The 19,358-nt window shown below is 64.2% G+C and carries 15 protein-coding genes; 2 read left to right on the top strand and 13 right to left on the bottom strand.

Annotation, left to right across the window (positions count from 1 at the left end; translation table 11 throughout):
* Nucleotides 1-31: 31 nt before the first annotated feature.
* The 13 genes from ACFOKF_RS23680 to ACFOKF_RS23620 all read right to left on the bottom strand — a co-directional run bounded on the left by ACFOKF_RS23680 (nt 32) and on the right by ACFOKF_RS23620 (nt 16,567).
* Nucleotides 32-1,165 (bottom strand): NAD(P)/FAD-dependent oxidoreductase, encoded by a 1,134-nt coding sequence (locus ACFOKF_RS23680; RefSeq protein ID WP_380799068.1) that lies wholly within the window; start codon nt 1,163-1,165, stop codon nt 32-34.
* Nucleotides 1,162-2,535 carry an FAD/NAD(P)-dependent oxidoreductase gene (locus tag ACFOKF_RS23675; protein ID WP_380799067.1) on the bottom strand — a complete coding sequence of 458 codons (1,374 nt, stop codon included), beginning with the start codon at nt 2,533-2,535 and terminating at the stop codon, nt 1,162-1,164. Before ACFOKF_RS23675 ends, ACFOKF_RS23680 begins: the two co-directional genes overlap by 4 nt.
* The gene (locus tag ACFOKF_RS23670) at nt 2,517-2,822 is read right to left on the bottom strand and encodes a (2Fe-2S)-binding protein (protein ID WP_380799065.1); all 306 of its coding nucleotides are present in this window, start codon (nt 2,820-2,822) and stop codon (nt 2,517-2,519) included. Before ACFOKF_RS23670 ends, ACFOKF_RS23675 begins: the two co-directional genes overlap by 19 nt.
* Nucleotides 2,819-4,639, bottom strand: a complete 1,821-nt coding sequence (locus ACFOKF_RS23665; protein ID WP_380799063.1) for an ABC transporter ATP-binding protein — start codon at nt 4,637-4,639, stop codon at nt 2,819-2,821. Before ACFOKF_RS23665 ends, ACFOKF_RS23670 begins: the two co-directional genes overlap by 4 nt.
* Complete coding sequence (locus ACFOKF_RS23660) at nt 4,636-5,475, bottom strand: ABC transporter permease (protein WP_380799061.1); 840 nt, start codon at nt 5,473-5,475, stop codon at nt 4,636-4,638. The genes ACFOKF_RS23665 and ACFOKF_RS23660 overlap by 4 nt, the downstream gene beginning before the upstream one ends.
* Nucleotides 5,472-6,452, bottom strand: a complete 981-nt coding sequence (locus ACFOKF_RS23655; protein WP_380799059.1) for an ABC transporter permease — start codon at nt 6,450-6,452, stop codon at nt 5,472-5,474. Before ACFOKF_RS23655 ends, ACFOKF_RS23660 begins: the two co-directional genes overlap by 4 nt.
* On the bottom strand, nt 6,452-7,993 hold the full coding sequence (locus tag ACFOKF_RS23650; protein ID WP_380799058.1) for an ABC transporter substrate-binding protein: 1,542 nt from the start codon (nt 7,991-7,993) through the stop codon (nt 6,452-6,454). The genes ACFOKF_RS23655 and ACFOKF_RS23650 overlap by 1 nt, the downstream gene beginning before the upstream one ends.
* Complete coding sequence (locus ACFOKF_RS23645) at nt 7,993-9,276, bottom strand: NAD(P)/FAD-dependent oxidoreductase (RefSeq protein ID WP_380799056.1); 1,284 nt, start codon at nt 9,274-9,276, stop codon at nt 7,993-7,995. Before ACFOKF_RS23645 ends, ACFOKF_RS23650 begins: the two co-directional genes overlap by 1 nt.
* A gap of 7 nt (nt 9,277-9,283) precedes the next feature.
* Nucleotides 9,284-9,952, bottom strand: a complete 669-nt coding sequence (locus tag ACFOKF_RS23640) for a haloacid dehalogenase type II (protein ID WP_380799055.1) — start codon at nt 9,950-9,952, stop codon at nt 9,284-9,286.
* A 238-nt stretch (nt 9,953-10,190) separates the two neighbouring features.
* Nucleotides 10,191-11,117 carry a 2-hydroxyacid dehydrogenase gene (locus ACFOKF_RS23635; protein ID WP_380799054.1) on the bottom strand — a complete coding sequence of 309 codons (927 nt, stop codon included), beginning with the start codon at nt 11,115-11,117 and terminating at the stop codon, nt 10,191-10,193.
* A 99-nt stretch (nt 11,118-11,216) separates the two neighbouring features.
* Entirely contained in the window at nt 11,217-13,349 is a 2,133-nt protein-coding gene (locus ACFOKF_RS23630; protein ID WP_380799053.1) for a TonB-dependent siderophore receptor, read from the bottom strand.
* A gap of 328 nt (nt 13,350-13,677) precedes the next feature.
* Nucleotides 13,678-14,889: a DUF1624 domain-containing protein gene (locus ACFOKF_RS23625; RefSeq protein WP_380799052.1), complete on the bottom strand. Its 1,212-nt coding sequence runs from the start codon at nt 14,887-14,889 to the stop codon at nt 13,678-13,680.
* Nucleotides 14,890-15,148: 259 nt separating this feature from the next.
* Complete coding sequence (locus ACFOKF_RS23620; RefSeq protein ID WP_380799051.1) at nt 15,149-16,567, bottom strand: aldehyde dehydrogenase family protein; 1,419 nt, start codon at nt 16,565-16,567, stop codon at nt 15,149-15,151.
* 117 nt (nt 16,568-16,684) lie between these two features.
* Between ACFOKF_RS23620 and ACFOKF_RS23615 the strand changes: the two genes are divergently transcribed.
* Together ACFOKF_RS23615 and ACFOKF_RS23610 are read left to right on the top strand one after the other, a co-directional pair.
* Entirely contained in the window at nt 16,685-17,122 is a 438-nt protein-coding gene (locus ACFOKF_RS23615) for a MarR family winged helix-turn-helix transcriptional regulator (protein WP_380799050.1), read from the top strand.
* Between the two features lie 81 nt (nt 17,123-17,203).
* Nucleotides 17,204-19,351: an acetate--CoA ligase family protein gene (locus ACFOKF_RS23610; protein WP_380799048.1), complete on the top strand. Its 2,148-nt coding sequence runs from the start codon at nt 17,204-17,206 to the stop codon at nt 19,349-19,351.
* Nucleotides 19,352-19,358: the final 7 nt, after the last annotated feature.

The following is a 19,358-nucleotide window of genomic DNA, read 5'->3' as shown; positions in this document are numbered from 1 at the left end:
ATGCGCGCAGTTGCCGGGGGAGGCTCAAGGGTCAGGCCCCGGCGAAGCGCGCGATCTTATACGGCTCCATCGGAATGTCGGTGCCGCCCTTCGCGATGATTTCCGCCATCGTCTCACCCACGCCCGGTCCGATCTGGAAGCCGGAACCGGAAAAGCCGAAGGCATAATGAAGACCGCTGGTCGTCGCGCTTGGCCCCATGACCGGCTGGCTGTCGGGCATATAGCCTTCGATGCCGGACCAGACGCGGATGATGTTGAGCTTGCCCAGTTGCGGGGCCAGCCGGCGGATTTGCTTGAGCTGGCTCAGCGTATTTTGCGGCAGCACATAGGCGCGATAGTCTTCGGGATAGGATGGGCCGCGCGTGCTGCCCCCCAGCACGATATTGCCGCGCGCGACCTGCCGGAAATAGACCGTCTCTTCCTCCAGCGGCGTCATCACGCCGACGGCGGGGGGGATTGCATAGGGCACCGGCTCGGTCACGCTCATATTTGGACCGCGCGGCACGATCGGCACCGGTTCGCCAAACTGGCTGGACAACGCATTGCCCCAGGCGCCCGCCGTCACCAGCAGGATCGGCGCGCGGAAGGTCCGCCCGTCCGCTGCGGTCACGACGAAGTCTTCGCCGACCTTTTGCGCATCGATGATCTTCGTATTTTCGTGGATCACCGCGCCCAGCTTTTGCGCCGCGCGGGCGAATGCCGGGGCGGCTAGGCGCGGATTGGCGTGACCATCGGTCGGCGAATAGGAACCCGCCAGCACATCTGGCCCGAAGAAGGGGAATTTGTCGCGCAGCGCATTGCCGCTCAGCAGTTCCAGGTCCAGCCCTTCCAGCCGCGCCTTGTCCGCATAATCCTCCATCGCGCCGACCAGTTCGGGCCGGTCGCGATAGCAGACGCGGATATGCCCCGACTGGAGATATTCGACATCCGCGCCCAGCAATTCCCGCGACTTGCGCCAGATGGCGATGGCGCGGTTGGCGAGCGGCAACTGGTGGATCGCGCGGCCCTGCCGACGGACATTGCCGAAATTGGTGCCGCTCGCCTGCCGCCCGATCAGGTCGGTTTCCAGCAAGGTGACCGACAGGCCATGGCCGCGCAGAAACAGGGCGGCCGATGATCCCATCAGCCCCCCGCCAACGATGATGACGTCGCTCGCCCCACTCATTCGTCTTCTCCGATCGCGATCGTCAGTGGCTTGACAGGCGCCTGTCCGCGCAGGCGGCCGACCTGCTCGACCGGGATGCCGGCCTCCGCCGCGATCACCTCCGCGGCGGCGAGGCCACAATAACGCCCCTGGCATCGGCCCATGCCGACCCGGCTGAACGCCTTGGCCCGGTTCGCCTCCTTCGCGCCCGTCTCGCGCATCACGCTGCGCAGATCGCCCGCCGTCACGCCTTCACAGCGGCATAGGATGGCGTCGTCGGGTAAGGCGGCGGCCTGATCGACCGGCCATGGGAAAGCCTTGGCAAGGCCGCGCGCGAACTTCGCATAAGTTGCGACTTCGCCGCGCAGGCTGATCATGACGCCCTTGTCCACCGGCAGGCCCAGATCGGTCAGCGCCGCCAGCGCCGCCAGTTTTCCGCTCGCCTCGGCCGAGCGCGCGCCCAATATCTTCGCGCCGTCCCCGGCCAGATAGACGCCTGCGATGCTTGCGCGCCCGTCGCCGTCGCGTTCGGGCAGCCATTGCCGCGTCCCGACATCGAAGGCGAAGGCGCAGCGCGCCAGATCGGCCAACTGCGTCTCGGGCCGCAGATGATAGCCCATCGCCACCGCGTCGCAGGCGATCTGCCGTTCCTTGCCGCCGCCATCGCGATAGCGGATGCCGCTGACGCCCGTTTCAGCATCGCCGACAATCTCCAGGGGGACAATGCCATGCTGAACCAGCACGCCGGCGCGCTTCAGCGCGCGCGTCAGCTTGACGCCGTTCCACAGCACCGACGGCACGGCCATCAGGTCCGGCATCGCCTTGACCCGCGCCGAGAAAGGCGATGTGTCGAGCACCGCCGCCACCTGCGCGCCCGCCTCCACATATTGGCTGGCGACCAGATAGAGCAATGGTCCCGATCCCATGAAGACCACCCTATGCCCGATCGACACGGCCTGGCTTTTCAGCGCCACCTGCGACCCGCCCAGACTATAGGCGCCTGCGAAATGCCAGCCCTTGACCGGCATCAGCCGATCGGTCGCCCCGGTGCACAGCAACAGCGCATCGAACGGCAAAGCTTCCTGACTTGCCCCGTTCGCCGTCCACACATGTCGGTCGGCGATATTCCACACCAAAGTTTCGGGCCGATAGTCGATCCGATCCTTGATCGCGTCGAACGCGCTATGCACTTCCCGCGCCCGCTCCGTTTCGGTGCCATAGAGTTTTTCATAGGGGCGGGTGAAATGATCGGGCTGACGACGATAGATTTGTCCGCCGTCGCGCCGCCCTTCGTCGATGACGGTCGGCCGCAGTCCGGCTGCAACGCAGGCTTCCGCCGCGCGCGTGCCGGCTGGTCCCGCACCGACGATGATTATCCGTGGCTCGACCATGACGCCCCCGGCTGGCTGGTGAGGATGCGCTGGCCCGGTGCGGCCAGGGTGGAGCAGGCGCGCAGGCGATCGCCATTTTCGGTCCAGACCCAGCAATCCTGGCATGCCCCCATCAGGCAGAAGCCGGCGCGCTTTTCCGGTCCGAACTCGCTCTGGCGCAGCGTTCCGCCACTGGCGAGCAGCGCCACCATCAGCGTATCGCCCTCCAGCGCCGCGACAGGCTGGCCATCGACATGCAGGGTGACAGGCGGGCGATCGGTTTCGCCCAGTCGAACGAACCGGCTCATGACGCGATCAAGCTTTCGTCTCCATGGTGGCACAATATATGGCTGCTCATTCCATCGGCCTTTTCCAGCGGATGGCGCGGCGGCGGCGTGACGTTGCACAGGCCATCCACGCGCGCGGCGCAACGCGGCAGAAAGCGGCAAAGGTCGGGATGCTCGACGCTCGCGCCGATCAGCGGCGGCTTGCGCCCGGCATGGCTTTCCTCCAGCCAGCCCGCCCGCATTTCCGGCACCGATCCGATCAGCAGGTCCGTATAGGGGTGGAAAGGCGCGGACTGGAAAGCGGCGCGGGGGCCCATTTCGACCATCGTGCCCGAATAGAGGACGAGGATGTCGTCGCAGATCGCCCGCACGGTCGAAATGTCGTGGCTGATGAACATGGTCGCAATGCCCAGATCGCGCCGCAGGTCGGCCATCAGGTCCAGGATCGCCGCGCCGACCACCGTATCGAGCGCCGACGTCACCTCGTCGCAGAGGATCAGTTGCGGATCAGCGGCGAGCGCGCGCGCCAGATTGACGCGCTGTTTCTGCCCGCCCGAAAGCCCGCCAATGTTGCGGTCGATCAGGTTCACCGGCAGGCGGATGAGATCCAGCAGCTCCAGCACCCGCATATGCGCGGCATTGCCTTTGAGACCATGATAGAAGGCCAGCGGCCGCTCCAATATCTGCCCCACGCTATGCGCCGGATTGAGCGCAGTGTCGGCATTCTGGAACACCAGTTGCACCCGGCGGAACTGTTCGCGGCTGCGGCCCGCAAGGCCAGGCGGTAGCGCTTCTCCGTCCAGCAGAACCTGTCCGCTCGCCGGCGGCAGCAATCCGGCGATGACCCGCGCGATGGTCGATTTGCCCGACCCGCTTTCGCCGATCACGCCCAGCGTTGCGCCCCGCTCGATCGTCAGGTTGATGTCGCGCAGCACCGGCACGCGCGGCCGGCCATCCTTGCCGATCTTGCCATAGCCCGCAGTGACCCCTCGGATTTCCAGCAGCGGCGCGGCCGGCAGATCGGCCTGCACCGGCGTCGGGCGGATCGTCGGACGCGCGGCGGCCATCAGCGTTTTGGTATAATCGTCGGCCGGCCGGTGCAGCACCTGATCCGCCGTGCCGGCCTCCCGGATGCGGCCCTGCTGCAACACGACGATCTGATCCGCCATCTGCGCCACCACGGCCAGATCGTGCGAGACATAGATAGCGGTCGCCCCGCGCTCCAGCACCACGGCCTTGAACGCGCGCAGCACTTCGATCTGGGTGGTGACGTCCAGCGCCGTGGTCGGCTCGTCCAGGATGACCAGTTCCGGGTCAGTGATCAGCGCCATCGCCGCCATCAGCCGCTGTAACTGCCCACCCGACAGCTGGTGTGGGTAGCGGCTTCCGATCGTGTCGGGGAAGGGCAGGGCGAGCGCGCGGAACAGCTCCACCGCCTTCGCCTCCGCCTTGTCGCGCGGCATCAGGTCATGGATCAGCGCCGGTTCGACCACCTGATCCATGATCGTGCGCGACGGGTTGAAGGCGGACGCGGCGCTCTGCGCGATATAGGCGATGCGATTGCCCCGCAACTGCGCCAGCCCTTTGGCGTCCAGCGCGCGAATATCGGCGTCGCCCACGCGGATCGATCCGCCGGCAATGGTTGCGCCCGGTCGGGCATGGCCCAGCAGGGTCAGCGCAATCGTCGTCTTGCCCGACCCCGATTCCCCGATCAGCGCCAGCACTTCGCCGCGCTTCAGCGCAAAATCAATGTCGCTGACGATCGGGAATGTCTCACCCTGCGCATTGCGTGCGGTGACGCGCAGATTCTTCACCTCGACATGGAAAGCCTGTATCATTTGCGCTTCCCCCGGCCCGCGCCAGAAACCCCGATTGCGTCGATCAAAAGGTTCACGCCCACCGTCAGCGTCGCAATGGCAATGGCCGGCGCCAATATGGCGAGCGCCCCTTCGCCCAGCCCCGAAATATTCTCGCGCACCAGCGATCCCAGATCGGCGTCAGGCGGCTGCACGCCCAGCCCCAGGAAGGACAGGCCCGACAGCAGCAGCACGATGAACACGAAGCGCAGCCCGAAATCGGCCAGCAGTGGATGGATCATGTTCGGCAGGACTTCGGCGATGGCGATATGGAAGCGGCCTTCGCCCCGTGCTCTAGCCACCTGCACATAGTCCATCTGCGCCAGATTGACCGCCAGCGCGCGGGCGATGCGGTAATTGCCGGGGACATAGGTGATTGCCGCGATCAGCAGCAGCAGCGGCAGCGACGATCCGAACGCCGCCACCAGCACCAGCGAGAAGATTTTCGACGGAATGGAAATCAGCATGTCCATGAAGCGCGACAGTGGTTCGTCCACTTTCGCGCCTCCCACGGCCGCCGTCAGCGCCAGCGCGGTGCCGGTTGCGCTGGCCAGCAAAGCGGCGGCGGCGGCCAGCGCCACCGTATAGCGCGCGCCCCACAGCAGCCGGCTCAATACGTCGCGGCCCAGATAGTCGCTGCCCAGCCAGTGCGCACCGGATGATCCATCGAATACGTCATAGGCCACGAAGGCGCCCACCGGATAGGGGGCCAGCATCGGTCCAACCAGCGCGGCGACCAGCCAGAACAGCGCCAGCGCCAGCCCAACCTTGCCCGACAGAGGCAGGGCCTTCGCCCCCCTGATCGACCGCGCCATCATTGTGCGCGCAGCCGGGGGTTGGCCAGGATCGCGGTGACGTCCGCGATCAGCATCAGGATCAGATAGGCCGCGCAGAATATCATGGCGCAGGCTTGCAACAGCGGCATGTCGCGGCTGGTGACGGCATTGACCATCAGGCTGGCGAGTCCCGGATAGTTGAAGATGGTTTCCACGATCACCGCCCCGCCCAGCAGATAGGAGAGGGAAAGGGCCATGGCGTTGACGATCGGCGCGATCGCATTGGGCATGATGTGCTTCAGCACGACCTGTACTGGCGCGACGCCCTTCAGCACCGCCATTTCGACATAGGGCCGGTCCATCTGGTCGATTACCGCCGCGCGGGTCATCCGCGCCATCTGGGCGATGACGATGATGCTGAGGCACAGGATCGGCATCGCCGCCCCGCGCAGATAATCGCCCCAGCTCATTTCGTCGGAAACGAGCGCGATCGAGGGCAGCCAGCGCAGCTTGACGGAGAAGATCAGCACCGCGATCGTCGCGACCAGAAATTCGGGCACCGCAACCATCGACAAGGTCGTGATATTGAGCGCCCGGTCGATCCGCCCGCCCCGGTTCATGGCGGAACCGATGCCGATCGCCAGCGCCGCCGGCACCGCGACCAGCGCCGTCAGCGCGGCCAGCAACAGGCTGTTGGGCAGGCGGCTGGAAATCACTTCGGAAACCGGCATGTTGGCGACCAGCGACTGGCCAGGGTCGCCACTCACCATACCGCCAAGCCAGCTAATATACCGCACCGGCGCCGGCCTATCGAGGCCCATTTCATGGCGCAGCGCCGCCACTTGCTCCACCGTCGCGCTCTGGCCCAGCGCCTCCTGCGCGGCGTCGCCCGGCAGCAGCTGCGCGATGACGAAGATCGTCACCGACACCAGCAGCAACGTCAGCAGCGATGAGGCCAGCCGCTTGCCGATCAGGACGAAAGCGGCCTTCGCGCCGCTGGAGGTCGAAGCGCCCGCCATCAGCCTTCCCACCACACATGTTCGGCGAATTGATAGCCCATCAGCCCGCCCAGCGACACCGGGCGCAGTCCTTTCAGCCGCCGGTCATAGCCGTCGATCAGGCTGATGAAGACCGGGATGCCGATCCCGCAATGATGATGAACCAGCCCCTGCATTTCGCCATAAAGCTGTTTGCGCCGCGCCTGATCGGCTTCGCCCCGCGCTTCCAGCAGCAGCCTGTCGAAACGCGGATTTTTCCATCCGCTTTCGTTCCAGGCCGCGTCGGATTTGTAGAACAGGCTGAACAACAGGTCGGCGGTCGGGCGCGGATTGGTGTTGCCGAAACCCAGCGGGTGCTTCATCCAGTGGGTCGACCAGTAACCGTCCGCCGGCACGCGATTGACCGCCAGATTGAGGCCCGCGCGCGACCCATATTCCTGCAGGATCGACGCCATGTCGACCGACCCGTCCGCCGCCGGAGAGGCAAAGACGGGCAGGCGCACGCCCGACAGGCCGGCGCGTTGCAGATGCCAGCGCGCCTTGTCCAGATCGAGGCGCGTCTGCGGCAGGTCCGGCCGATAATAGGGGTGAAAGGGCGGGATCGGCTGGTCGTTGGCGATCGTCGCATAACCGCGATAGAGCGCCCGCTTGATCAGCGGCCGGTCCATCAGATATTTCATTGCCGCGACGAAATGCGCGTTGCCGGTTGGCAACTGATCCTGCCGCATGATGAGGTTGGTGTAGAGGCCCGACGGCGTTTCCAGCAATCCATGGCCGCGCGACGCCATGATCCGTTTTGTGGACCGCGGATTGACCGCGATCACCAGCTGAACGTCGCCCGACAGCAACGCATTGACCCGGCTGACCTCGTCGGGAATCCCGATCAGTTCAATCTCGTCCAGCCAGGCCTTGCCCGATTTCCAGTAATTCGGATTGCGCCGCACCAGCGTTCGCACGCCCGGCCGGAACTGGCTCACCATATAGGGTCCGGTGCCATTGGCGGTGCGAAAATCCTTCGTGCCCGCACGCAGGATCAGGAAATGGGACTGGGCGAGGATGGCGGGCAAATCGGCATTGGGACCAGTCAGGCGGATGACGACATCCTGTTTGCCCGTTGCCCTGATCTCGGCAAATTGCTCGGCGATGGTGGCGAGCTTCGATCCGACGGCCGGATCCTTGTGCCGCAGCAGCGACCAGACCACATCCTGCGCGGTCAGGCTGGCGCCGTCATGGAAGGTCACGCCCTTGCGCAGCCGGACATGCCAGACCGTCTGGTCGTTGCTGACGATCCGTTCGGCCAGCGCCGGGCGCGCAATCAGGTCGCCGCCCATCTCTGTCAGGCCGTTATAGACCATATAATGGCGCACATAGTCGGTCGATAGCGCGCCCTTGGCAGGGTCGAGCGTGTCGGCGGTCGAGCTGGACATGCCGGCGACACGGATGCGTCCGCCCCGGCGCGGCTTGCTGGCGGCCATCGCGCCGTCCGGCAGCAGCAGCCCTGCGCTCACACCCAGGCCCGCGCCGATCAGCCCGCGCCGCGAAAGAGGACCAAATATGTCCATCAATGGATCAGATCCTGCCATTTATACCACAGGCCGACCAGCGGCAGGAACCAGGGTTTGCCGAAATGGCCCGGCACGCTCGGCCAGTCGAGATCGCGCCATGGGTTGGCGGCGGCGTCGCCCTGCATGACGCGGGCCATCATCTGCCCCATATAGGTCGCCATCTGCACGCCATGGCCGCTATAGCCCATGGAATAGAATATCCCGTCCTGCTCGCCCGCGCGCGGCAGGCGGTCGGCGGTCAGGTCAACCATCCCGCCCCAGACATGGCTGACGCCCACGCCCTTCAATGCGGGGAAGATGTCGCCCATGACGTCCTTCAATATATGCCCGCTCTTCAGGTCCGATCGCGGATCGCTGATCGCAAAGCGCGCGCGCCCGCCAAAGATCAGCCGATTGTCGGGGGTCAGGCGGAAATAATTGCCGATATTCTTGCTGGTCACATAGTTGCGCCGGTTGGGCAGCAATGTGTCGATCAGCCTATCGTCCAGCGGATCGGTGGCGATGATGAAGCTGCCGACCGACACGATCCGCCGCCGGAAGAAGGCGAAGGGCGCCGCCGCCGGCGCGCCGCCGGTCGCGACCAGTATCCGGGATGCGGTGACTGATCCCCTGGACGTCGTCACCTTCCAGCCGCCCGCTTGCCTATCCATGCCGGTGACTTCAGCATTTTCGAAAATCTGCGCGCCGGCCCGCGCCGCCGCTTCCGCCAACCCCACGCCAAAACGGGCGGGATGGAGTTGCGCGCTGGTCGTCTGGATAAGCGCACCGTGAAAGGCGTCCGATCCGACTTCCTCGGCGATGCGTTCCGGCGGCACCAGTCGGACATTCTCGTCCACTTCCGCCGCCAACAGGTCATGCGCGCGGGCCAGCTTGTCATAATGGGCGGGCTTGGCGGCCAGCTTTACCCGGCCGCAGCGGTGGAAGGCGCAATCGATGCTTTCCGCCGCCACGATCCGTTCGACCATATCGACCGCGTCGCAATGGACGCGGTAATAGGCTTTGGCGACATCCTTGCCGAAGCGGGCGGACAGCGCGCCATAATCATGAGCCGTGCCATTATTGCACTGGCCTCCATTGCGTCCCGAAGCCTCTCCGGCCACCCGTCCCTTTTCCAGCAGCGTTACCGAAACGCCCTGCTTCGCCAGCGCGAGCGCCGCCGACAGGCCGGTGAAGCCGCCGCCGATGATGGCGACGTCCACCTTGCCTTCGACCGCGCCCTGTGCGCCGCCGGCAAAGGCGGGGGCGCTGGCCAGCCAGTAGGATAGGGAAGGGGCCGTCATGGCGCTCTTACAGCCCCACCACCGCCGGCAGCGCGCCGATATGGGGAATTTCAACGTCGCGATAGAAGGGGTTGGACGGCTCATGGCCGCGGCCCACGAATACGCGGCAACCGAAATGCAGGTCGGTGGCCGTATTCTGGTCGTACCGGAAGCTGGAGGAAACGTGCATCATCTCCTCGGGCTTGGCGCCCAGCTGATCGAACATATATTCGAACGCCTGCATGCGCGGCTTATAGGCTTGCGCCATCTGTGCGGTATAGACCGCGTGGAAGGGCGCGCCCAGCATGCCGACATTGTGATGGATCTGGTCGTTCATCGCGTTGGACAGGATGACGAGCGGGATCTTGTCGCCGATCTTGGAAAGGCCGCCGGGCACATCGTCATGCGGTCCCCAGGTCGGAACGGCGGCATAGACGGCGTCGGCATCCGCCTCATTATAGGCGACGCCCCATTTCTGGCAGGTGCGGCGCAGCGAATTGCGGATGATCTCCTGATAGGGTTCCCAGTCGCCCATCACCTGGTCGAAACGATAGGCGCTCCAGTCCTTGCAGAAGGCGGGCAGGTCTTCGGCTGCGACGCGATCGGCCATGAAGGCGGTCGCCATTTCGGTCATGCGGAAACGGGTCAGCGTGCCATAGCAGTCGAAGCTGATATATTTGGGCCGGAAATTGGGCATCGGCGGAGCGTCCTTTGCAGAGTCTACAGGTGGCTTGGGAAGCCGTTTGACGGGTATATTACGACATGGCGTGGCCGGAACATGCGCCCGATATGTTCGGGTCGGGGGGCAGATTCACGGCTTTATCGCGATCCTTTCGGCATAGTTTGCCGCGCCCTTTGGCAACCGGCAATCGGGCCGTCGACATCGGATGAAAAGCAGCGGTCCCACCCCGGCCACGGCATGGAATGTCGCTGCTTTAATAGCCTCGATTCCGTGCGACTTCGCCGTCCAGCGGCGCGCCTGCCTGATGCCGGCGGATATTGGCGATCAGCGCGCGTGCGGCGCTGTCTGCGCGGGTCATGCTGGCGATATGGGGCGTGATGACGATGCGCGGATGCGTCCATAAGGGATGATCGGCAGGCAAAGGTTCGGGGTCGGTCACATCCAGAAACGCGCCGGACAGATGCTCTTCATCAAGCAGCGACAGCAGATCATGCTCCACCAGATGGCCACCCCGTCCGACATTGACCAACGCCGCGCCGCGGGGCAGCTGCGACAGGCTGTTCCGGCACAAAATGCCGCGCGTCTCCTCGGTCAGCGGCAGCAGACAGATCAGTATGTCGCACGCCGCCAGAAAATCGGGCAGCGCCGCTTCCCCGGCATGGCAGGTCACGCCCTCGATTGCGCGGGGCGATCGGCTCCACCCCGATAGCGCGAAGCCGAACGGGGTCAGCGCCTGCAACACCGCCTGCCCCAGATTGCCCAGCCCCATGACGCCGATCCGTCGTTCGCCAGCCGGCGTCAGCTTGATCGGCGCCCAGCGCGCATCCTTCTGCGCCTCGCGATAGTCGATCAGGTTCCGGTGCAGCGCCAGCGTGGCCATCGTCGCATATTCGACCATGCCGGCCGCGATGCCCGGCTCGATCATGCGCACGACCCGCATATGCGGCGGCAACGCGCTCAGATCGAACTGGTCGATGCCAGCGCCGATCGAAAACAGGATTTCCAGATTGGGCAGGCTGGCGATCAGATCGGCTGACGGAGCCCATGCCGCCAGATACTGGATGGCCTCGCGATCATAGGCGTCGGCCTGATCGAAAAAGCCGACATCTTCCGCCTCGTGCGCGAATATGTCCCGCCAGATGCGGCCACGGGTCGGATCGGATGTGTAGAGCAGGGTCATGCCGGCGCCTTTGTAAAAGAAAAGGCCGCCCGTGTCCCCGAGCTTTGAGGGAGGGACACGGACGGCCGGTCGGGGCGGGCACGCCCCGAATGGGAAGGATCAGAAGTCGAAGCTGGCCCGGACCGTGAACTGGCGCGGCGTGCCCGGCTGGATCCACAGCGCCGAATAGGAGCTGGCGTAATATTTCTTGTTGAACAGGTTGTTCACGTCGGCCGACAGCTTGATCTGGTCGGTGATGTTGAACGATCCCAGCACCTTGGCGATGGTGTAGCTGGGCAGGTAGAATTGCGCCGCTGTCTGGCCCAGGCGCTTGCTGACATGGGTTACGCCCGCGCCCAGCATCGCTTCATGATTACCGATCGCAAAATTCTTGAACAGCAGGGCGTTGCCCTGATGCTTGGGAATGTTGATCAGCGGATCGTCCTTAAATACGCCGGCCGACGCATAATCATGGGCCCAACCGGCATCGGTATAGGCATAGGTTGCGAACAGTTCGAACCCGGCGGGCAGCTTGGCGTTGACGTCGAACTCCACGCCCTGGCTCTTGGCTCCGCCCACCGCCATCGACAGGCCGGTCAGCAGGTCGGCGGTCAGGACGTTGCTCTTCTTCATCTTGTACAGCGACAGCGTGCTGGTCAGCCTGCCGTCCGGCGTCACGAACTTCGCACCGACTTCATAGCTTTTGCTGACTTCGGGCGCGAAGGGATTGTTGTTGACGTCGACGCCGCTGTTCGGCCGGAACCCCTTGCCATAGCTGGCGTAGAAGGACAGGCTGCTGGTCGGTTCGAACACCAGTCCCGCCATCGGGCTGAACTTGGTGTAGGACGCCGGGTTGGTCGTCCCCAGGCGATTGTCGATATTCTGGCTGAAGTCGTCATACCGGCCACCGAAGCGCACCTTGAACTGCTCGGTAATCTCGATCTGGTCCTGCGCATAGACGCCCCAGGCCTTCTGGATTTCCGTCGCATTCTGGATCACGCTGGTCGGCGTTGGCGCTGCAATCGTGTAATCGGGATTGAAGATGTCGATCGAATAGGACTGGTCCGCTGCGGTCGGGCGATAGCGCAGCTGATAGGTGTCGATCTTGAAACGGTCCCAGTCCCCGCCGATGCGGATATTGTGGACGATCGATCCGGTTTCCAGCTTGCCGCTGATTTCCCCGCGGAACACCATATGGGTGGTGCTATAGTCGCGATAGCGGCGCTGGCGCGACAGGGTGCGCCCGTCATTGTCCAGCATCTGCCGGCCCATCGCCAGTTCAGGGTCGCTGGAATAGCCTTCAAAGGTCGTCTTCTTGTATCCCGCGCCCAGCATCAGCGTCCAGTCGTCGCTGAAGTCATGCTGATATTGCGCCTGATGCCCCAGCACGCCGATACGGATCGGGCCGTCATTGGGATTGCTCAGGAAGCGCGAATTGGGAATGGCCCCCAGATTATAGCTGGTCGTGCCGTCGGCGTTGGTGGTCGGGATCGCCACGACGCCGCGATCGAACGGCACCTTCTGCTTCACATATTCCAGTTCGTAGGTGAAGATGTCCTTGTCCGACAGCTTCGCCAGGAAGGATGGCGTCAGCGTATATTTCTGCGTCTCCACCGTGTCGCGGAAGCTGTCGCCCTGTTCGGCCGAACCGTTGATGCGCACCGCGATGCTGTCGCTTAGCGGCAGATTATAGTCGCCCTCGACGCGATAGGTTTCCCAACTGCCGCCTGCGACAGAGAAGCTGCCGCCCTGCTTGAAGGTCGGCTTCTTCGTCACGATGTTGATCGTGCCGCCCGGTTCGCCGCGCCCGAACAAGGCGGAGTTCGGCCCCTTGAGCACTTCGATCCGTTCGACGTTGGATGCGTCGCGCGGGCCGCCATAGCCACGGCCGCCGTTGAAGCCGTTGACCAGGAAGCCGCTCGGGAAATTTTCGTCGCCGGCAAAGCCGCGGATCGCGAAACTGTCCCAGAGGCCGCCAAAATTATTCTGCTTCGACACACCGCTCGCCAGTTCCAGTGCGGTGTCGAGCCGGGTGATGTTCAGATCGTCCAGCAGCTTGCCTTCCAGAAACTGGACCGCCTGCGGAATTTCACGGACGGGCGTGTCGCCAAAATATTGGCGCTTCAGGCCGGTGACGACGATTTCGCCATCCGTCGTTTCGGCGGCAGGTTCCTGCGCCTGCGCGGCGGAGGACAAGGCGATGGCGGCGGTGCTGGCGATGCAAGCCAGGCGTAGGGCGGATGATGATCGCATAATGCTGTAACCCCTTCTGAAATCGCTGTTCCCTTATGTCCTGCGAAACGGGGGGATCGGCTTGCCTTGTTATTTTCCCGCGCGGACTTTGTCCTGTCGTGGGGCCGATCCTCGGGTGATTTGCCACCTCTTCTTGGTTTCGAGGCTAGGTTGAGTGACGGAAATATTACGTCAAACTTGGCTCATGGAACGGCGCAAAATTGTGAATCCGGCGCCGTTACGGCAGGAAAATGCTGCGCTGATTTTTGACGCGAAAGGGCGTGAAAACCCCGGAAAATGGCCGCCTTCCACGGGGAAGGCGGCCCAGGTCGACCCTAACGCAGGACCGTCAGAGATATTTGAGCCACCATATGTCCTTGCGGCGCTGCTTAAGCTGCGCGAACCAGCGGGTCGGAAAATAGAGGACGGGGATCAGGATGAAGACCCAGATCCACACCCAGCGCAGCTGGTCGACGCCAAACACCGTCCCCTTGGTCGGGCCGTACATCAGCAGCGCGACATTATAGATGGCCTTCAGCACATAGAGGTGCAGGATGTAGTAGAACATTGGCGCGCCGCCCAGCATGGCCAGCGTCGGCATCGCCTTGCTGCTTTCGAAGCGTTCGAACAGGGCAAGCAACAGGCAGCCCGTGCCGATGGTGGGCATCAGGAACAGCAGCGATGGCGGATATTTGGTCAGCGCCAGAAAGCTCATCACGGTGCGCAGCGGCGTTTCCGCCACGAACCAGGGCTTGTCGCCATAGATGTTCAGCCAGCGAAGGACGACGAAGCCCGCGATCAGGCCAAGGCCCAATAGCGCCAGCCGGCGAATGCGGGGAGCCGGATCGCTGCCCCGCGCGAACCACGGACCGCAGGCATAGCCCAGCAGGATGACGCCGATCCATGGCAGGATCGGATAGGTGGTCTTGACCGCGATGCCGCCAAAATCGATCAGCGACCGCTGGTGCAGCACCGCCCATAGCGCATAGCCCGGCTGGTCGGCCGTCAGCCGGACCGGATCGAGCAGATTGTGCAGGCATACGATGGCAAGACCCACGGCAAATTGCGCCGGTCGCGGCAGGTGCAGCAGCGCAGCGAGCGCAATCATGCTGAAGCCGATCGCCCAGATCACCTGCAACCAGATCGCCGTCGGGGGAAAGGCGGGGGCCTGTGTCGGCCAGGCATAACCGACCACGGTGAATTCCAGAAAGATCAGGAACAGGCCGCGCTTCAGCAGGAATTCCGACACCTGCCCCTTTGTATGCGACTGGCCGTAAAGCCAGGCCGACAGGCCGGTCAGCGCCACGAAGGTCGGCGCGCAGAAGGTGGAGAGCAGCCGGGTGAAGAACAGGCCCGGATCGGTGGTGTTGGCGTCGACCGGGTCCGTGACCTGCAAATGCAGGAACCATGTTTCCCGCACATGATCGACCAGCATGAACAGCATGACGAGACCGCGCAGCGCATCGATGGCGATCAGTCGCGTCCGGGCCTTTGCTGCGTCGATCGGGGATGTCGAGGCCCGAAGGCCGATGGGGGGCGTCTGGCCCGCAATACTGTTCATAACCTTGATCCCTGTCCCCGCTACGTCTTCCGGCCGCATATGATACACTGTATCATTTATGGCAAGAGGGCGCGACGTGTATGCCCAGCGATGCGCCATTCGTGGACGATGGCGCTATCGCCTGAAAATCGAAGCTATGTCTCGCACACGACGGAATGTTCCGAATATGTGAAGGCAAGGAGCGGAAAATATCAAAAAGAGAGGGCCGACGAAGCGCAATGCTTCGCCGGCCCCTTTCCGACGCGATCGGAGTCGGGCGTCAGGCGTCTTCGAGCGCGACGATGTTGACGATATGCGCCTGCGTATATTCCAACAGGCCCGCCTCGCCCAGTTCGCCGCCAAGGCCCGATTGCTTCACGCCGCGAAAGGGGATGTTCGCGTCGATCGCCAGATGCTGGTTGACCCAGACGGTGCCGGTGTCGATTTTCATCGCGATCTGGGTCGCCCGTTCGACATCCTTGCCCCATACCGTGCCGGCCAGCCCATAATCGCTGTCATTGGCCCGTGCTATGACGTCGTCAATATCGTCATATTTCAGCACCGGCAGCACCGGGCCGAACTGTTCCTCCTGCACTAGCGGCGCGTCCTCGGGCAGGTCGCGCACAATGGTCGGCGCGATGAAATACCCGGGCCGGTCCATCGGCTCGCCACCCGCCAGCACGGTGCCGCGCGTCTTGGCGTCGGCGATCAGCGCGCTGACCTTGTCATACTGCATCTTGTTCTGCACCGGGCCGATGGTCGTGCCCTGCTTGGCGCCATCATCGACGATCGCTTCGTTCGCCAGTCTGGCCAGTTCGTCGCAGAAATCATCATATAGCGGGCCGGGCACATAGGCGCGCTTCACCGCGACGCAGATCTGCCCGGCATTGGTCATCGCGCCCTGATAGACCTTCCTGGCCACCTGCCGCGCATCCACATCGTCCAGCACGATCGCCGCGTCATTGCCCCCCAGTTCCAGCGTCACGCGCTTCACTGTCCCGGCGGATGACGCCATCACCTTCTTGCCGGTCGCGGTCGATCCGGTGAAGGCGACCTTGGCAATATCCTTGTGCCCGGTCAGCAATGGTCCCAACTCATTCTGGTCGCAGATGATGTTGAGCACGCCTGCGGGCAATATGTCCTTCGCCAGTTCGCCGAACAGCAACGTGGTCAGCGGCGTTGTCGGCGCGGGCTTCGACACCATCGTATTGCCCGTCACCAATGCCGGTCCCAGCTTGTTCATCAGCAGGATCAGCGGGAAATTCCAGGGCGTGATGGATGCGACCACGCCCAACGGGGTGCGATGTTCGATCACCTTGTTGCCGCCTTCATCCTTCAGCAGCTTGGGTTCAATCCGCATCGCGGCAAAGGCGCGCAGGGTGAAGACGCTGCCCATGATTTCATAGGCGGCCTGATCCAGCGGCTTGCCCTGTTCGGCGGTCAACAGGCTGGCGAATTCGCCGATCCGCGCCTCCAGCGCGTCGGCCAGTTGGTTGGTCAGCGCCGCGCGCTCCTCCACCGGCCTTGCCGCCCAACCGGGCTGCGCCTTCTTGGCCGCCGCGACTGCGCGCTCCAGCAGGGCTTCGTCCGCCTTGGGACAGGTGGCGAAGGGTTGCGCCGTCGCCGGGTTCACCACATCGAATGTGCTGACGCCCGGCACCAGTTCGCCGTCGATCAGCAGTTGATACTCTCGGTCCATCCATCGCTCTCCTGATTTGCGCTGTGCGCCGTCATTGCCTATCGCAAAATCATTCCGGCGCTTATAGCATATATTTGTGCGCTTAGGATACAATATTGGCAAGAGGGTAAAATAGGGATGAAACAGGGGGCCGACCTCCAGTCACTCATCGGCTATCAGGTGCAGCGCGCCAATCTGCGCATGGATGCCGATGCGCGGGCGGCGCTGGCGGATCATGATCTGTCTCCGGCCAAGATGACGGCGCTGATCCTGATCCGCGACAATCCGGGTTGCGACCAGACCGCGCTGGGCCGCGCGCTCAGCATCAATCGGTCGAGCGCGATGAAGCTGGTCAACATCCTGGTCGACAAGGGGTTGATCGAACGACGTCCCGGCCGCGATCTGCGCACCAATGCGCTAGTGCTGCTGCCCCATGGCGAGGCGCAACTGGCGGCGATGATGAAGGCGATGCGCGCGTCCGATGCGCAGATGACCGCGCGCCTGAGCGCCGCAGAGCTGCGCACGCTGCTCGACCTGCTCGACCGTATTGGCCCGGACGACACGGAAAGCGAATGAGGCTTGCGCTAATTGTATCATAGGCGCACAATTATTGCGGAAACCGGCGGCTGATTCGCCGGACCGGCAGGAGAGGTGTGCGTGACGGAAGAAATTTGCCTGGCAGATCGGACCATCGCCGCCCCGTCGCTCGACTGCCTGTTGCGCCCGCAATCGGTCGCCATCATCGGCGCCTCTGACAAGCCCGGTTCGCTTGGCGCCTCGGTTCTTGCAAATCTGGTCCGGCAGGGCTTTGATGGACCCATCTATCTGGTGAACCCGAAGCGTGCGGAGATTGGCGGCCGGCCGTGCATTGCGTCGGTCGATGATCTGCCCGCAGCTGTCGATGTCGCTGTTCTCGCCATTCCGCGCGCCGGTGTGCTGGATGCCATCCGGGGACTGGCGCGCAAGAGCGTCGGCGCCGCCGTCATTTTTTCCGCCGGTTTTGCCGAGGATGGGCCACAGGGTCTGGCCGACCAGCAGGAAATCGCCCGCATCGCCCGCGACAGCGGCATGGTGGTGGAAGGCCCTAATTGCCTTGGCCTTGTCAATTTCCGCGAGAATGTCTCCCTGACCTTCATCGAAATGCCGGAGGCGCGGGCGCAGGGCGATCGCCGCGTCGGCATCGTGTCGCAATCGGGCGCTATGGCCGCCGTGCTGGCGACGACGATGATTCATCGTGAAGTCCCGCTCAGTTGCTACATCTCCACGGGCAATGAGGCGGCGAGCGGGATCGAGGATTATCTCGCCTATCTGGTGGATCAGCCCGACACCGCTGTCATCGCGCTCATCGCCGAACATGTGCGCGATCCCGCCCGATTCCTCACCGCCGCCCGCGCCGCGCGGGCGGCCAATAAATCTGTCGTCCTGCTCCACCCCGGCCGCAGCGCGGCGGGCGCGGCCAGCGCCGCCACCCATACCGGCGCGATGGCGGGCGACCATGCCGTCATGGCCGTCCATGTCCAGCGGGCCGGCGTCATTCTGGTCGATTCGCTGGAGGAACTGGGCGATGTCGTCGAAATCCTCGCCCGCGCGCCCGATGCGGGGATTGGCGGGGCGGGCGTCATTGCCGAATCCGGCGCGTTCAAGGCGATGATGCTCGATCTGGCCGAAGCGGTCGATCTTGATCTGCCGACACTGACCGACGCCGACAGCCCGGCGCTGCGCGCGGCGCTGCCCGATTTCGTTCCTGTCACCAACCCGATGGACATCACCGCACAGGGGTTGGTCGATCCCGGCCTCTATGGCCGCACCCTTGCCGCGCTGGCGCTGGACGACCGGATCGGCACCATCCTCCTGACCCTGATCCAGACAGACATTGGCACATCGCATGTGAAGTTTGCGGCCGTGCTGGATGCGCTGAAGGCGATTGGCGAAACCAAACCGATCATCGTGGGCGGCGTGGACGAAGGTGGCGGCGTTTTTGCCGACGATCTCGCCGCCTTGCGGTCCGCCGGCGTCACCTATCTGCCCACCGCCGAGCGGATGCTCCGCGCGCTCGCCCGCATCGCGGCGCATCGCAAGCGGGACGAAACGATCGCGCCGCTCGGCGCCCCGTCGGTCGAATGTCTGTCAGTCGAATGTCTGTCACAGGTCGGCAGCACCATTCCCGAACATCGGGCGAAGGCGATCATGGGCGCGCAGGGCATCGCCTTCCCCGCCTTCGCTCTGGCGCACAGCGCGGCGGAAGCCGTCGCCGCCGCTGATCGCCTCGGCTATCCGGTGGTCCTGAAGGCCCAGTCGCCCGAACTCCCGCACAAGAGCGATGCGGGAGGGGTCATCATCAACCTGGCCGACGCCGCAGCCGTCGCAGCCGGATGGGATCGATTGATGGCCAATCTCGCCGCCTCGCGGCCCGGCCTGCTGCTGGATGGGGTGCTGGTGGAGGGCATGGCGGCCAAGGGCGTGGAACTCATCGTCGGCGCGCGCAATGATCCGCATTGGGGACCGACCATCCTCGTCGGCTTCGGCGGCGTCGCGGCGGAATTGTTGCACGATGTCTGTTTGCTGCCGCCTGACCTGACCCGCGACGCGATCATTGCGGAAATCCGCACCCTGCGCATGGGGCCGCTGCTCGATGGCTTTCGTGGCGCGCCAGTGATGGACATCGGCGCCGTCGCCGACATCGTCCAGCGCCTCGGCCGGATGGTTGCCGCCACGCCCGCGATCCGCGAGGTCGATCTCAATCCGGTGATCGTCTATCCGCAAGGGCAAGGCGCGCTCGCGCTGGATGCGCTGATCTCGCTTTGAAGAGGGA

This window comes from Sphingobium rhizovicinum (assembly GCF_042647625.1).
GTDB lineage: Bacteria > Pseudomonadota > Alphaproteobacteria > Sphingomonadales > Sphingomonadaceae > Sphingobium > Sphingobium rhizovicinum.
This window is presented reverse-complemented; position numbering and strand designations above follow the sequence as displayed.